Annotated in this window: 12 protein-coding genes; 6 read left to right on the top strand and 6 right to left on the bottom strand. The window is 67.7% G+C overall.

Going from position 1 to position 12,829, the window contains the following annotated elements; translation table 11 throughout:
• Positions 1-101 precede the first annotated feature (101 nt).
• The gene (locus tag SLQ30_RS23680) at positions 102-1,076 is read left to right on the top strand and encodes an alpha/beta hydrolase (protein WP_319449225.1); all 975 of its coding nucleotides are present in this window, start codon (positions 102-104) and stop codon (positions 1,074-1,076) included.
• 9 nt (positions 1,077-1,085) lie between these two features.
• Complete coding sequence (locus tag SLQ30_RS23675) at positions 1,086-1,823, top strand: SIMPL domain-containing protein (RefSeq protein WP_319449224.1); 738 nt, start codon at positions 1,086-1,088, stop codon at positions 1,821-1,823.
• A gap of 19 nt (positions 1,824-1,842) precedes the next feature.
• Here the strand turns inward: SLQ30_RS23675 and SLQ30_RS23670 are convergent, their stop codons facing one another.
• Genes SLQ30_RS23670 through dacB form a run of 5 tightly spaced genes read right to left on the bottom strand, consistent with a single transcriptional unit; the run spans position 1,843 to position 8,109 of the window.
• Positions 1,843-4,092 (bottom strand): molybdopterin oxidoreductase family protein, encoded by a 2,250-nt coding sequence (locus SLQ30_RS23670; protein WP_319449223.1) that lies wholly within the window; start codon positions 4,090-4,092, stop codon positions 1,843-1,845.
• Positions 4,093-4,110: 18 nt separating this feature from the next.
• Entirely contained in the window at positions 4,111-4,734 is a 624-nt protein-coding gene (gene hpt / locus SLQ30_RS23665) for a hypoxanthine phosphoribosyltransferase (RefSeq protein ID WP_319449222.1), read from the bottom strand.
• Between the two features lie 11 nt (positions 4,735-4,745).
• The gene (tilS, locus tag SLQ30_RS23660; RefSeq protein WP_319449221.1) at positions 4,746-5,708 is read right to left on the bottom strand and encodes a tRNA lysidine(34) synthetase TilS; all 963 of its coding nucleotides are present in this window, start codon (positions 5,706-5,708) and stop codon (positions 4,746-4,748) included.
• The gene (locus tag SLQ30_RS23655) at positions 5,687-6,724 is read right to left on the bottom strand and encodes a zinc-dependent metalloprotease (protein WP_319449220.1); all 1,038 of its coding nucleotides are present in this window, start codon (positions 6,722-6,724) and stop codon (positions 5,687-5,689) included. Before SLQ30_RS23655 ends, tilS begins: the two co-directional genes overlap by 22 nt.
• Entirely contained in the window at positions 6,721-8,109 is a 1,389-nt protein-coding gene (gene dacB, locus SLQ30_RS23650; protein WP_319449219.1) for a D-alanyl-D-alanine carboxypeptidase/D-alanyl-D-alanine-endopeptidase, read from the bottom strand. Before dacB ends, SLQ30_RS23655 begins: the two co-directional genes overlap by 4 nt.
• A 135-nt stretch (positions 8,110-8,244) precedes the next feature.
• On the opposite strand from dacB, the gene SLQ30_RS23645 reads away from it, so the two are divergent.
• The 4 genes from SLQ30_RS23645 to SLQ30_RS23630 all read left to right on the top strand — a co-directional run bounded on the left by SLQ30_RS23645 (position 8,245) and on the right by SLQ30_RS23630 (position 11,625).
• Positions 8,245-8,733: an inorganic diphosphatase gene (locus SLQ30_RS23645; protein WP_319449218.1), complete on the top strand. Its 489-nt coding sequence runs from the start codon at positions 8,245-8,247 to the stop codon at positions 8,731-8,733.
• Positions 8,734-8,812: 79 nt separating this feature from the next.
• Complete coding sequence (locus SLQ30_RS23640) at positions 8,813-9,334, top strand: 2-oxo-4-hydroxy-4-carboxy-5-ureidoimidazoline decarboxylase (protein ID WP_319449217.1); 522 nt, start codon at positions 8,813-8,815, stop codon at positions 9,332-9,334.
• Positions 9,335-9,363: 29 nt separating this feature from the next.
• Positions 9,364-10,398, top strand: coding sequence for an allantoicase (alc, locus tag SLQ30_RS23635; RefSeq protein WP_413468154.1), 1,035 nt, complete (start codon positions 9,364-9,366; stop codon positions 10,396-10,398).
• A gap of 78 nt (positions 10,399-10,476) precedes the next feature.
• Positions 10,477-11,625 carry a serine hydrolase domain-containing protein gene (locus tag SLQ30_RS23630; protein WP_319449216.1) on the top strand — a complete coding sequence of 383 codons (1,149 nt, stop codon included), beginning with the start codon at positions 10,477-10,479 and terminating at the stop codon, positions 11,623-11,625.
• On the opposite strand, the gene lhgO is transcribed toward SLQ30_RS23630, so the two are convergent.
• On the bottom strand, positions 11,607-12,812 hold the full coding sequence (gene lhgO / locus SLQ30_RS23625; protein ID WP_319449215.1) for an L-2-hydroxyglutarate oxidase: 1,206 nt from the start codon (positions 12,810-12,812) through the stop codon (positions 11,607-11,609). The genes SLQ30_RS23630 and lhgO overlap by 19 nt on opposite strands.
• Positions 12,813-12,829: the final 17 nt, after the last annotated feature.

Raw genomic sequence — 12,829 nt, 5'->3', positions numbered from 1 at the left:
TTCCGATACGCATGCTTTAGTTCCGTTCAGGTTACCGCTAGACCAACGTGTGAAGGTTCCCGCGGTTCACCGGAGGTGATGCGCTGTGCTTGGCTGAAGCCGTGAGTGCACCGACGGAACGGTTCGTCGACACCAACGGCGTGCGGTTGCGTGTGGTCGAGGCCGGTGCACGCGGAGCACCCGTCGTCGTGCTGCTGCACGGATTCCCCGAGCTTGCGTTCACTTGGCGCCACCAGATCTGCGCACTCGCAGACGCCGGGTACCACGTGTTGGCACCCGACCAACGCGGCTACGGGGCGTCGACCAAACCGGATGCCGTCGACGCGTACACCGTGGTCGAGATGTCGGCCGACGTGATCGGACTGCTCGACTCGGAGGTCGGCGGAGGCGCCGACCAGGCGGTGTTGGTAGGCCACGACTTCGGCGGCGTCGTCGCGTGGGGAGCGCCGCTGCTGCATCCCGACCGCATCGCAGGCGTCGTCGGCATCAGCTTTCCGCCGGTGCCGCGCTCGCGCGTCCCGACCACCGTGGCCTTCCGTCGGATCTTCGGCGACAACTTCTTCTACATCCTGTACTTCCAGGAGCACGGTCCCGCGGATGCCGAACTGTCCCGCGATCCCGCCACGACGATGCGGAAGATCATGGCGGCCGATCTCACCGCACCCGGCTCCAACCCGGACCCACGGGGCTTTCTCGACCGGATCGCCGAGCCGGGGCACATCCCGGCCTGGCTGACGGATGACGAATTCGACCACTACGTCGCGGAATTCACCCAGCACGGCTTCACCGGCCCGCTGAATTGGTATCGCTGCTTCGACCGCAACTGGGAACTGACGGCCGACCCTGTCGCCCCCACGATCACCGCGCCCGCGCTGTTCATCGGCGGCTCCGCCGACCCGACGCTGGCCTACACGCCGCGCGACCGCGTGCGCGAGCTCGTCACCGGCGACTACCGCGAGGTGATGATCGACGGCGGGCACTGGTTGCCTGAGGAGCGACCGGTCGAGGTCACCGACGCCCTGCTGGAGTTCATCGGCGGACTCAGACTTCCCGATCGCAGCACGCCGGATCTGTAGGGTGCCTGTATGCCGATCAGCGCGTGGGCAAGGTTGCCAACTCGATTCCTCGTCGTCGCCGCCGCGGGGCTGACCGTGGCCGGACTGGCGGCCTGCGACGCCAAGTCGGGGCCCGTCCAGGCGGCCGATGGAAAGGTGCGTCAGGTCACCGTCGTCGGCGAGGGCAAGGTGCAGGGCACGCCCGACACCGTCACCGTCGCGGCGGCCATCGAATCGATCGCCCCCGATGCCAGCGCCGCGTTGAATCAGACCAACCAGCGCATGTCGGCGGTGACGGACGCCGTCGCCAGCCAGGGCATCGACCGCAAGGACATCAGCACCACCGGCGTCACCCTCCAACCTCAGTACGGCGACAACTCCGTCATCAACGGCTACCAGGCGAGCAACTCGATCGAAGTGAAGATCCGAAAGCTCGACGCTGCTTCGCCGACGATCCTTGCGATTCAGAACGCCGGCGGAAACGCCACCCGAATCAACTCGGTGAATTTGTCGATCGAGGACGATTCACAGTTGGTGAAGGACGCCCGCGCCGGTGCGTTCAACGACGCGAAGAACCGCGCTCAGCAATATGCACAGTTGTCCGGACTCGACCTCGGCAAGGTCATCTCGATCTCCGAGGCGGGCGCCAACGTCACACCGCCAACGCCGATGCCGCGCTTCGACGCCACGGCCGCGGCAGGCGTGCCGATCTCGCCGGGCCAGCAGACCGTCGGATTCTCGGTGACGGTGGTGTGGGAACTCGGCTGAGCCGCACCGCGTTTGGCGGCTAGGCCGGGGCGATCTGCACCGGGATGCCGTTCAGCACCGCCGTGCCTGACAGCGGGTCGAGTGTCGTTCCGTCGTTCAATTGGTTGACGTTGACGCCGGGGGCCCCGGCCGCGACCGACATCTTGGTGCCGCTGAGGTCATGCCCCCAGCCGTGTGGCAGGGAGACGACGCCGCGTCTGATGGCGTCGGTCAGTTCGACGGGCGCCTCGAGTTCACCGCCCGGCCCCTTGACCCGCGCCGCGTCCGTGACGCCTAGTTCGGCGGCGTCGGCGGGATGCATCCGCAGCGTGCAGCGGTTCGTGCCCCCGTTCAGCGCGGGCAAGTTGTGCATCCAACTGTTGTTGGACCGCAGGTGACGGCGCCCGATGAGCACGAACCCGTCGGTCCCGCGGTCGATGGACGCGTGCAACCGCGCAACGTCCTCGACGAGCGCAACCGGGGCGAGTTCGAGCTTGCCGGAGGCCGTCCGCAGCACCTCGGATATCCGTGGGCGCAGCGGCCCGAGATCGATGCCGTGTGGGGCAGCGATGAGCCGCTCCAGGTTCAGCCCGTCGGGCTTCGTACCGAACGCGTCGCCGTACGGTCCCAACCGAAGCATCATGTCGAGCCTGCGTTCGTAGCCCCGGCCCTCGGGCAGCATCGCCGTCAGTTCCGCGGGGTCCCGCCCCGCCACCGGCGAATCGGGATCGGCGGTCTCCTTGGCAAGTGTCATGGCGATCACCTGCTCGTCGACCAGTGCGGGGTCGGCGAATGGGCCCATTCCGGCCAAGACGAGCGCGAGCCTGGACAGGATTTCCGGCTCGTCGGGCTGGCCAAGCGAAAGCGGTAGCGCCGGAGGCGAATACCTCGCGTTGTTGCGCACCGAAGCGCCGGCAAGAGCCACGTCGAAGTGGGCGCTCCGCGACGGCGGAGGCGGCGGGAGGATCACGTCGGCGTGCCGCGTCGTCTCGTTGAGGTAGGGGTCGATGCTCAACATGAACCCCACCCCGTCCAGCGCCCGGCTCAGCCGGTCACCGTCGGGCGCCGACAGCACCGGATTTCCCGCGATGGTGATGACGGCTCTCACCTGACCGTCACCCGGCGTCTCCAGTTCCTCGGCGAGCGCGGTCACCGGCAGCTCGGACAAGACCTCTGGGTGACCGGACACCCTGCTGTGCCAGCGCCCCGTGCGGAACCCGCGACCGGGCTTCGGCGGCCGCGCCGCTTGGCTCACCGGCGATTGCGGGAACATCGCACCGCCGCGCCGATCCAGATTGCCCGTGAGCACGTTGACGACGTCGACCAGCCAGCTCCCGAGCGTCCCGAATTCGACTGTGGACGTGCCAATTCGGCCGTACACCACAGCCGTTGGCGCAGCGGCGAGTTCCCTGGCCACGATCCGGATGTCTTCGGCAGGCACCCCGCAATGCTCGGCGACGACTTCCGGTGCGAAACCCTCGGCCAGCGCCTGCACCTGCTCGATCCCGACGACGTGCTCGGCCAGCCCGCCGAGCTCGTGGGCCACCAGCTCCTCGTCGAACAGCGTGTGGACGACGGCGAACAACAGTGCCGCGTCTGTGCCTGGCCGTGGGGCAATGTGCAGGTCGGCCAGCTCCGCGGTGCGCGTGCGGGCAGGGTCGATCACGACGAGCCGACCGCCTCGCTTCTGCAACTCCTTCAGCTTCCCGCCGAAATCGGCGGCGGTGGCGAGACTTCCGTTGGACACCAACGGATTCGCGCCGATGACGACGAGATGATCGGTGTGGTCGAGGTCCGGAACCGTGAACGCGATGGCGTTGCCGAACATCAACCCCAGCGCCACGTGCTTGGGCATTTGGTCCAGGGTGCTCGCGGAGTAGATCTGCTGCGTGCCAAGGCCCTTGATGATCAGCGGGACGTACAGTCCGCCCGCAATGGTGTGAGCGTTCGGGTTGCCGACGTAGACCGCGACCGACCGCCCGCCGTGCTCGCGCACCACGGTGCCAAGGCCGTCCGCGGCCGCCTGGAAGGCCTCGTCCCACGTCACTTCGACCAATTCGCCGTCCCGCCGAACCAGCGGTGCGCTCAGTCGGTCCGGGTCCCCGTCGAGTGCGCCGAAACTGGCTCCCTTGGGGCAGATGAACCCCTGGCTGAAGACGTCCTCGCGATCGCCGCGGGCCTTGGTGACGCGCCCCTGCTCGATGGTGAGCGTCAGCCCGCAGGTGGCCTCGCAGAACGGACAGATCCGCAGGGCGGTCTGCGTTTCGTCGATGATGTCCAGTTGGGCCACGTCGCACCTTCCTTTGGGCTAGGCAGGCTCCTCGTAGACCTTCGGGTCGAGGGTGCCGATGTAGGGCAGATCGCGGTAGCGCTCGGCGTAGTCCAGGCCGTAGCCGACGACGAACTCGTTGGGGATGTCGAAGCCGATGAAGTCGATGTCGAGGTCGACGCGGACGGCGTCGGGCTTGCGCAGCAGCGTGCACACCTTCAGCGACCGGGGATGGCGGGTGGCCAGGTTGCGGAGCAACCACTTCAGCGTCAACCCCGAGTCGACGATGTCCTCGACGATCAGCACGTCGCGCTCGTTGATGTCGCGATCGAGATCCTTGAGGATGCGGACCACGCCGGACGACGACGTCGACGACCCGTACGAACTGACCGCCATGAACTCGAGTTGCGTGGGTAGCGGGATGGCCCGCGCGAGGTCGGTGACGAACATGACCGCGCCCTTGAGCACCGTGACCAGAAGAAGGTCCTGACCGTCGGCGACGGAAGCTCGGTAATGCTCGCCGACCAGCGCGCCCAACTCGGCGACGCGCGCCTGGATCTCGTCCTCGGAAAGCAGCACCGACTTGATGTCGCCGGGGTACAGCTCGGCGGCAGATTGCGCAGGCACGGCATCAGCGTGCCACGTCGGCGGCCCCGCGACCAATACAGGTTCCGCTAGACCGGTTCGCGGGTCAGCAAAAGCCGACCGTCGCGACGACCCGCGAACATCCGCTGGCCCGGAAACGCCGAGCCGACCGCCACCCCGCCCTGCCCCCGCCACGCCGTGACCAGCGTGTCGACGCCCCGAATGTGCTTGTCCGTCAACCCCGTGGCGCCCCCGGCCATCAGCCAGCGGCGGATGACCCGCCGTCGGAGGGCGTCGGGCAGCGTGGCAAGCCCGGCGACGTCTAGCCCGGTATCGGACTCGAGCCCGGGCAGCGCGGCCGCCGCCTGGTCGTCCAGCGCGTCGGTGTCCTCCCGCAGGGCGGCCGCAGTGCGGGCCAGCGCTTCGGCAACCCCTCCTTCGAGCACGTCCTCCAGAAGCGGCAGCACCTCGCCGCGCAACCGCACCCGGGTGAAGCGCGGGTCGGTGTTGTGCGGGTCCTGCCACGGCGTCAGACCCAGCTCCGCGCAGACCGCGTGGGTAAGCGCCCTCCGCACACCCAGTAGGGGTCGACACCACGGCGGGTCGTATGGCCGCATACCTGCGATCGACCGGGGACCCGACCCACGTCCGAGGCCGAGCAGAACCGTCTCGGCCTGGTCGTCCAGGGTGTGTGCGAGTAGCACGGGCGCTCCGGCCCTTGCCCCATCCAGCGCCGCGTACCGCGCGGTGCGGGCGGCGGCCTCCGGTCCGCCGTCGCTTCCCACGTCGACGCGGAGCACGACGGCGTCGACGCAACCCAGCTGCATGGCCTGATCACGGGCGCGGGTGGCGACGCGTCCGGAGTCGGCTTGTAGCCCGTGGTCGACGATCAGCGCGGTCGTATCGTGCTGCGCGGCGGCGACGGCCACCAGCGCAAGGGAGTCCGGGCCGCCGGACAAGGCCACGCACCACCGTCGTTCGCCGGGCAGGTGAACGCGGGCGAAGTCGGCGACCGGCTTTGCCAGCGTCGCTACAGAACCCGTTCGATCCATCGTTGGGGCTCGTCGACTTCCGTTGGCAGCGGAAGGGTTTCGGCGTTGGTCCAGATGGTGTTGAACTTCTCCATGCCCACCTCGGCCACCACATGGTCGACGAAGGCCTTGCCGCGCGTGTACTGCTTCATCTTGGCGTCGACCCCAAGGAGCGCCCGCAGGATGCGCTGCACCGGAGACTGTTTGCGCTGGCGTCGCTCGTTGAACCTGCGCCTGATCGTCGCCACCGACGGCACCACCGCGGGCCCGACGGCGTCCATGACGTGGTCGGCGTGTCCCTCCAGCAGCGTGCCCAGCACCAGTAGCTGATCGAGCGCCTTGCGCTGTGGCTCGGACTGGATGGCTCGCATGAAGCCCAGCACGCCTTCGGAATTCGGTTCCGACGCGACACCGTCTCGCCGATTGCGTACGAACTCGCTCAATCGGCCGACCACCTGGGTGATGTCCTGCTCGCTCTCGTCGGTGATGACCGACAGCGCGCGCGACATGTGTTCGGCCAGCCATGGATTGGCCCGGAACTGAACGCGGTGAGTGACCTCGTGTAGGCAGACCCACAACCTGAAATCTGCTGGGGACACGCGCAACTGACGCTCAACCGCGATGATGTTCGGATGGACCAGGAGTAGCTCACCACCGCCGGCGAACGGGTCGTACTGACCCAGGATGCCCGAAGAGATGAACGCCAGCACCGCACCCGTCTGCGCGCCCGTGACCCGGCCGGTGAGCAAGCCACTCGACTTGTGCGCGTCGCCACCCATCATGAGCCGCATGGATTCGGTTGCGGCCGTGACCCATTCGGCTCTATCGATGATGCGCGCCTCCGTCACGGCGGCACCTTCGTTGAGCAACGTCACTTCGCGAACGGGGAGTTCGGCGCTCCGGGCGGACTCCGAAAGCTGCTCGATGGCCTGCTGGCGGGTGTAGTCGGTGGTCGGCGGCCCCGGCCGGACGAGCTTGCTACCGACGGTGGCCGCGAAGCCCCAGTCGACGGTGCCCCCTACGGACGACGGGCTCACGATCCGCACCCGCACGATTGCAGGGTGGCAGCCAGGGCGTCGATCGAGGTGCGCCCCGTCGGACCGGCGTTGTTCGAGATCAGCGAGAAGGTCAGCACCCGCCCCGCGGCGTCGGTGACGATGCCCGCCAAGGCATTGGTTCCGGTCAACGAACCCGTCTTGGCCCGGAGCAGACCGGCCGCGGCCAGGCCCGCAGGCGTGTCGATGAACCGGTTGGACAACGTTCCGCTACCCCCTGCGATCGGCAACAGGTCGAGGAGTGGCCGGAGCTCCGGGTGCTCGTCACCCGCTGCGGCGTTGACGACCTCGTCGAGCGTCAGCGCCGTCAACCGGTCGTTGACCGACAGCCCACTGGAGTCGACGAGCGTCGCAGCGGCGGTGTCGATGCCGCCCTTGCGGAGTTGACCCAGCACCGCCTGCACGCCGCCGTCGAAGCTCTGCGGGCGGTCGACGGCCGCAGCCACCTCGCGCCCGACCGACTCGGCCATCACGTTGTCGGACTCGCTCATCATCTGTCGCAGCCGTTCGATCAGCGGCGGCGACTGCACCTCGGCGATCTTCTTCGCCGTGGCAGGAGTGGTCGGCAGCGCGGTGACGGCGGCAGGGTTTGCGCCGAAGGCCACGGCCAGCGCACGGCCCGCGTCGAGCGCGGGGGTCGGGGACCGTTGCGACTCGACGCTGACCGGCTGGGTGCGCCCGCCGTCGAGCATCACCGATTCGATGGGGGCGATGTCGCCGCCCTCGATGTCGGTCGCGTCCCATCCGGGCGCCATCGTCGGCCCGCTGAATGCGCTGGTGTCCACCTGGACGGCCGTCACGGCGACCCCGGCGTCGCGCACCTGCGTGACGAGGTCGCTGATCCGCGCCGCGCCCTTGTACCAAGTGGGCTGACCGGGTGCAGCCGCCGACAACGTGGGGTCGCCACCGCCCTTGAGGATCAGCAGCCCAGGGGTATCCGGGTCGGTGAGCACCGTGGTGGACAGCGTCGCGTTGCGGTCGAGCGTGAGCAGCGCAGCAGCGGTGGTCAGCACCTTGTTGGTCGAGGCGGGCTGCATCGGCACGCCCGCCCCCTGCGCCCACAGCTGCGCACCGGTGATGGCGTCGGTGACCCGTCCGGTGAGCGTGCCGAGGTTGGGGTCGGCGACGAAGGGCGCCAACGTCGCGGCCAGCCGGTTCGGTGCCGGCGTTGGCGCGGACTCGGCGACCGCCGTGATGCCGGGTTGCGCGGTGGCGAGTGCCGGTTGCGGTTTGGCCGCCTGCGCCGTGCTGGTCGATTGGCCACCGGAGGTGACGAGCGCAGCCACCACGACGACCGCGGCGACGATCGCGAGCACCGCCAGACCGATCACCACATGGGTGGATCGGCGCCACGTGGTGGGCCGCATGACTCTCCAGGATTCCGGGGTTGCTGAGCGGGCCCGGTTGGACCTCTAAATAACCACAGTATCGCTCGACTATGGTTGAGCCTCGTCGTCACCCGACGACCCCACACGCTTTGTAGACACAAAGGAGACGCGGCGGTGCAGTTCGACGTCGTCATCGAGATCCCGAAGGGGTCGCGCAACAAGTACGAGGTGGACCACGAGACCGGCCGGGTCAAGCTCGACCGCTACCTCTACACGGCGTTCGGCTACCCGGCCGACTACGGATTCTTCGAGGACACTCTCGGCGAGGACGGCGATCCGCTGGACGCACTGGTGCTGCTGCCCGAGTCCGTCTTCCCTGGCTGCATCGTCGAGGCCAGGCCGGTGGCGATGTTCCAGATGACCGACGAGGCAGGCGGCGACGACAAGCTGCTGTGCGTGCCCGCTGGGGATCCTCGGTGGGACCACATCCAGGACCTCGCCGACGTGCCGTCGTTCGAACTCGAGGCGATCAAGCACTTCTTCGTCCACTACAAGGACCTCGAACCAGGCAAGTTCGTGAAGGCTGCTGACTGGGTGGGACGTGCGGAGGCCGAGGCGGAGCTCAACCGGTCGGTCGAACGGTTCAAGGCCAACGGGCACTGATCTATTACTGCCGGAACGATTTATTGCTGCCGTAACACTGAGTAACCTGCGCGTGCCATAGGCCTTCGATCATGGCTATGTGCTGTTGCATCAAGGGATCGGCCTCGAGGCGTTCAACGGGATGCCCGAACGCAAGGCGGTGCACGCCCTTTACGAGTGCTGCAACAGCGTCACATTGGCCCGCGACCTTGCCGGCGGACGTGCCTACGACGATCACGACGCCCTGTTCCGTCGGGCTGATGCGCTGTTGTTCGCACTCTCCGAGCGGGCCGTCGACCAGATTCTCGAGGCCTGCCCGCACCTCGGCCGTCGGCCACGCAGCGCCAAGTCCCACGCTGAGCAGTGCTCGGTCTGGGACGACGACCCCGCGGTCATGGCCGAGCTGAGCGAGTCCGCTCACCGGTACGCCGAGAAGTACGGTTTCTCCTTCGTGATGTGCGTCGGCGGCCTCGGCGCGCCCGACGTATCGGCCGCGATCGCGGACCGCATGCACCACGACACCGAGACAGAGCGCAAGGTGATGCGCAACGAACTCGCCAGGATCAACCGGACCAGGCTCGAACGGATGCTTGGCCCCGAGGGCGGCTACCACAACTGGTGAAAGTGCGTCGCTCGCCTACGCTTAGCGCAGTGACCACCCCATCCGAACGAAACCGGGCGCAATCGCACTTCCTCTCGCTGCCCGATCTGGCTGCGCGGCCCGCCGGCGGTGCCGTGCTGTGGGCCAACGACGACCTGTTCGCCGAGAAGGAAAACCTGATCAAGCCGGCGCCTGCCGAGTTCCGGCCTGCCACGTTCGGCCACAAGGGGCAGATCTACGACGGCTGGGAAACACGGCGGCGGCGCGACGTCGGGCCCGACGTGTGCGACTCGGTGATCGTCCGCCTTGGTGTTCCAGGGTTGGTGCGCGGCGTTGTCGTCGACACCGCTTGGTTTACCGGCAACTACCCGCCGCAGATCTCGGTCGAGGCCGCCTACGTCGCGGGCCATCCGTCGGTCGAGGAGCTCGTCGACAAGACCCAGTGGACGACCATCGTCGAACGCACCGGCGTGAACGGCGACACCCGCAACCCGTTCAAGGTCGAGTCGTCGCGGCGCTGGTCGCACGTGCGGCTGTCGATCTACCCCGATGGCGGGGTGGCCCGGTTCCGGGTGCACGGCGAGGGGCTGCTGAACCCGGACTTCGCCGATGGCGTGCCACTCGATCTGGCAGCGCTGGAGAACGGCGGCCGAATCACGGCCTGCTCCAACATGTTCTACAGTTCGCCGAACAATCTGCTGCTGCCTGGCACCGCCAGGACCATGGGCGACGGGTGGGAGACCTCGCGTCGGCGCGACACCGGAAACGACTGGGTACAGCTTCATTTGGCGAGCCGCGGCGTGCTGAACACCGCTGAGCTCGACACCTCGTACTTCGTCGGCAACGCGCCAGGGGTGGCCCGGCTCTCGGGGCGCGACGGCGACGGGGACTGGTTCGAACTGCTGCCGCCGACGGACCTGCAACCGGACACCAGGCATCGTTTCCTCATTCGCGATGACCGTCCGATCACCGACGCCCGACTCGACATTCATCCCGACGGCGGGATGGCGCGGGTGCGCCTGTTCGGCAGCCTCACTCCTGATGGGCTCGAGCAGATTCGGGACGCCTGGAACGCCAGCGCCTGACGCTTACGTGCCTGCACCACGGTCGCGATTCGAGCCGAACCGGCGACCCTGGTGCACATCTCGACGCATGATGGTCCGATGGACAACGTGGTTCACGGACACTGGGACAGTCGCTTCGACAAAGTAGCCGCCGCCTTGGGTGACGCGATCTCCAGCGGCGAGGAGGTCGGCGCGGCGATCGCAATCGATATCGACGGCGAGACCGTCGTCGACATGTGGGGTGGCCATGCCGACGTCGCGAAGACGACGCCGTGGACGGCGGGCACCATCGTCAACGTCTGGTCGTCGACCAAGACGGTGACCGCGCTCGCCGGCCTGATGCTGATCGACCGCGGCCTGATCGAACCGGAAACCCCAGTCGCCAGCGTCTGGCCGGAGTTCGGCGCGAACGGCAAAGAGGGGGTTGAGTTTCGCCACTTCCTCAGCCATTCGTCCGGCGTATCGGGATGGGATCAGCCCGTCGTCACCGAGGACATCTTCGACTGGGCGAAGTCCACGTCGATGCTGGCCGCTCAGGCGCCGTGGTGGGAGCCAGGCACCGCCTCGGGTTACCACGCGCTGAACCACGGTCACCTCATCGGCGAAGTGGTGCGCCGGACTACCGGCCGCACGCTCAAGCAGTTCGTCGCCGAGGAGATCGCCGGCCCACTGGGAGCGGACTTCCAAATCGGTGCAGTACCCGAAGACTCCGCGCGCATCGCCGACGTCATCCTGCCCGAGGACCCGTTCGAGGGCCTCCCGCCCTTCGCCGAATGGCCCGACCAGATGCTGAAGACGTTCACCGGACCGGCGCCGGATCCAGCGGTGGCCAACACGGCCGACTGGCGCGCCGCCGACATCGGCGCCGCCAACGGCCATACGAACGCGCGGGCGCTCGCCAGGATCCTGTCGGCGATCTCATTGGGCGGCGCGGTCGATGGCGTGCAACTGCTCCGTCCGGACACCATCGAGCGGATCTTCGAGGTGCAATGCGATGGTCCGGATCTCGTGCTCGCCGGAGAACGCATCCGGTGGGGACTCGGCTTCGGCCTACCGACGCCCGAAACCATCCCGTACATCCCCGACGAGAAGATCTGCTTCTGGGGCGGCTGGGGCGGGTCATGGGAGTCGATGAATCCGGAGCGCCGGACCACCATTGCCTACACGATGAACAAGATGGGCCCTGGTATCCAGGGAAGCGAGCGCACCGCCAGGTACTTCACCCTCGCCTACGACGCGCTGCCCTGACTAGTCACTAGATCGGCGATCCGTCGGCCGATCGGTAGCGCTGCCGTCGCCGCCGGTGACGGCGAGTTCAGCACGTGCACCATCCGCGGGGTCTGCTCGATGACGAAGTCGTGCACCAGCGTGCCGTCCCTGCGTACCGCCTGCGCACGGATGCCCGCCTCTCGCGGCAACAGATCGTCCGCCGTCAATGCCGGCGCGTACTTGCGACATTCGCGTAGATAGCTCTTCTTGGACACCGAGTTTCGAATCTCGCGCAGGCCGGTGCGCACGTTCGCCCCCGCGACGCGCCACAGTCCGGGGAAAGCCGCCAACTGGATGGCATCGCGCAGGTTGAAGGAACCCTTGCGATAACCCTCGCGAGCCAGGCCGAGCACCGCGCTTGGCCCGACGGTGATGTCGCCGTCGATGGTCGGGCTCAAATGCACACCCAGGAAGGGGAGCTCGGGATCGGGCACCGGGTAGATGAGTCGACGCACGAAATTCGCTCGCCCGGAGGGCAATTGGAAGTACTCGCCCCGAAACGGGACGATCTGGACGTCGGTCTTCACGCCGGCCAACGCTGCGAGCCGGTCCGATTGCAGCCCGGCACACACCACCAGCCGGTCGCACAGCAGCAACCCGGTCACGGTCGAGACCGCCACACCGGACGCGCCCTCGACGATGTCCGTCACCCTGGCGCCGGTGTGTACCGCGCCACCCGCGACTTCGACCAATTCGGCGAGCTTGCGCGCGACCAATCGGTAGTCGACGATGCCCGTGGCGGGAAGGTGCAACGCGCGCAGCCCGGTCACGTTCGGCTCGAGCTCGCCGAGCTCATCGTGATCCACCGGCCGACAGGTGATTCCGTTGATCGCGGCGCGCTCCTGCAGTCCGGCCAGCCGGTCGGCTTCGACGCTGTCCGTGGCGACGATGAGCTTCCCGCACTCCTCGTACGCAATGCCATGTTGGGTGCAGAACTGCTTGGTCTCCCGCTCGCCCGCCTTGCACAGCGTGGCCTTGAGGCTGCCGGGTTCGTAGTAGATGCCGGAGTGGATGACGCCGCTGTTGTGCCCCGTTTGATGGGTCGCGACGTCGTCGGCTCCGTCGAGTACGACGACCGACGCGTCGGGTTGCCCCGTGAGCAGGTGATGTGCCGTCGAGAGCCCCACGATCCCGGCGCCGATCACGCAGTAGCGATACCGATCCATTGCACCGCACTGTACAA

The sequence above is a fragment of the Mycobacterium sp. RTGN4 genome, assembly GCF_033804635.1.
In the GTDB taxonomy this organism is placed as follows: domain Bacteria; phylum Actinomycetota; class Actinomycetes; order Mycobacteriales; family Mycobacteriaceae; genus Mycobacterium.
Note: the sequence above shows the minus strand (reverse complement) of the source record. Positions and strands in the feature narration are given on the sequence as shown.

Coding starts and splice junctions, on each gene's coding strand:
- tilS (WP_319449221.1), bottom strand. CDS start 5,708: ATGGATCGAACGGGTTCTGTAGCGACGCTGGCAAAGCCGGTCGCCGAC.
- dacB (WP_319449219.1), bottom strand. CDS start 8,109: ATGCGGCCCACCACGTGGCGCCGATCCACCCATGTGGTGATCGGTCTG.
- lhgO (WP_319449215.1), bottom strand. CDS start 12,812: ATGGATCGGTATCGCTACTGCGTGATCGGCGCCGGGATCGTGGGGCTC.
- SLQ30_RS23675 (WP_319449224.1), top strand. CDS start 1,086: ATGCCGATCAGCGCGTGGGCAAGGTTGCCAACTCGATTCCTCGTCGTC.
- SLQ30_RS23630 (WP_319449216.1), top strand. CDS start 10,477: ATGGACAACGTGGTTCACGGACACTGGGACAGTCGCTTCGACAAAGTA.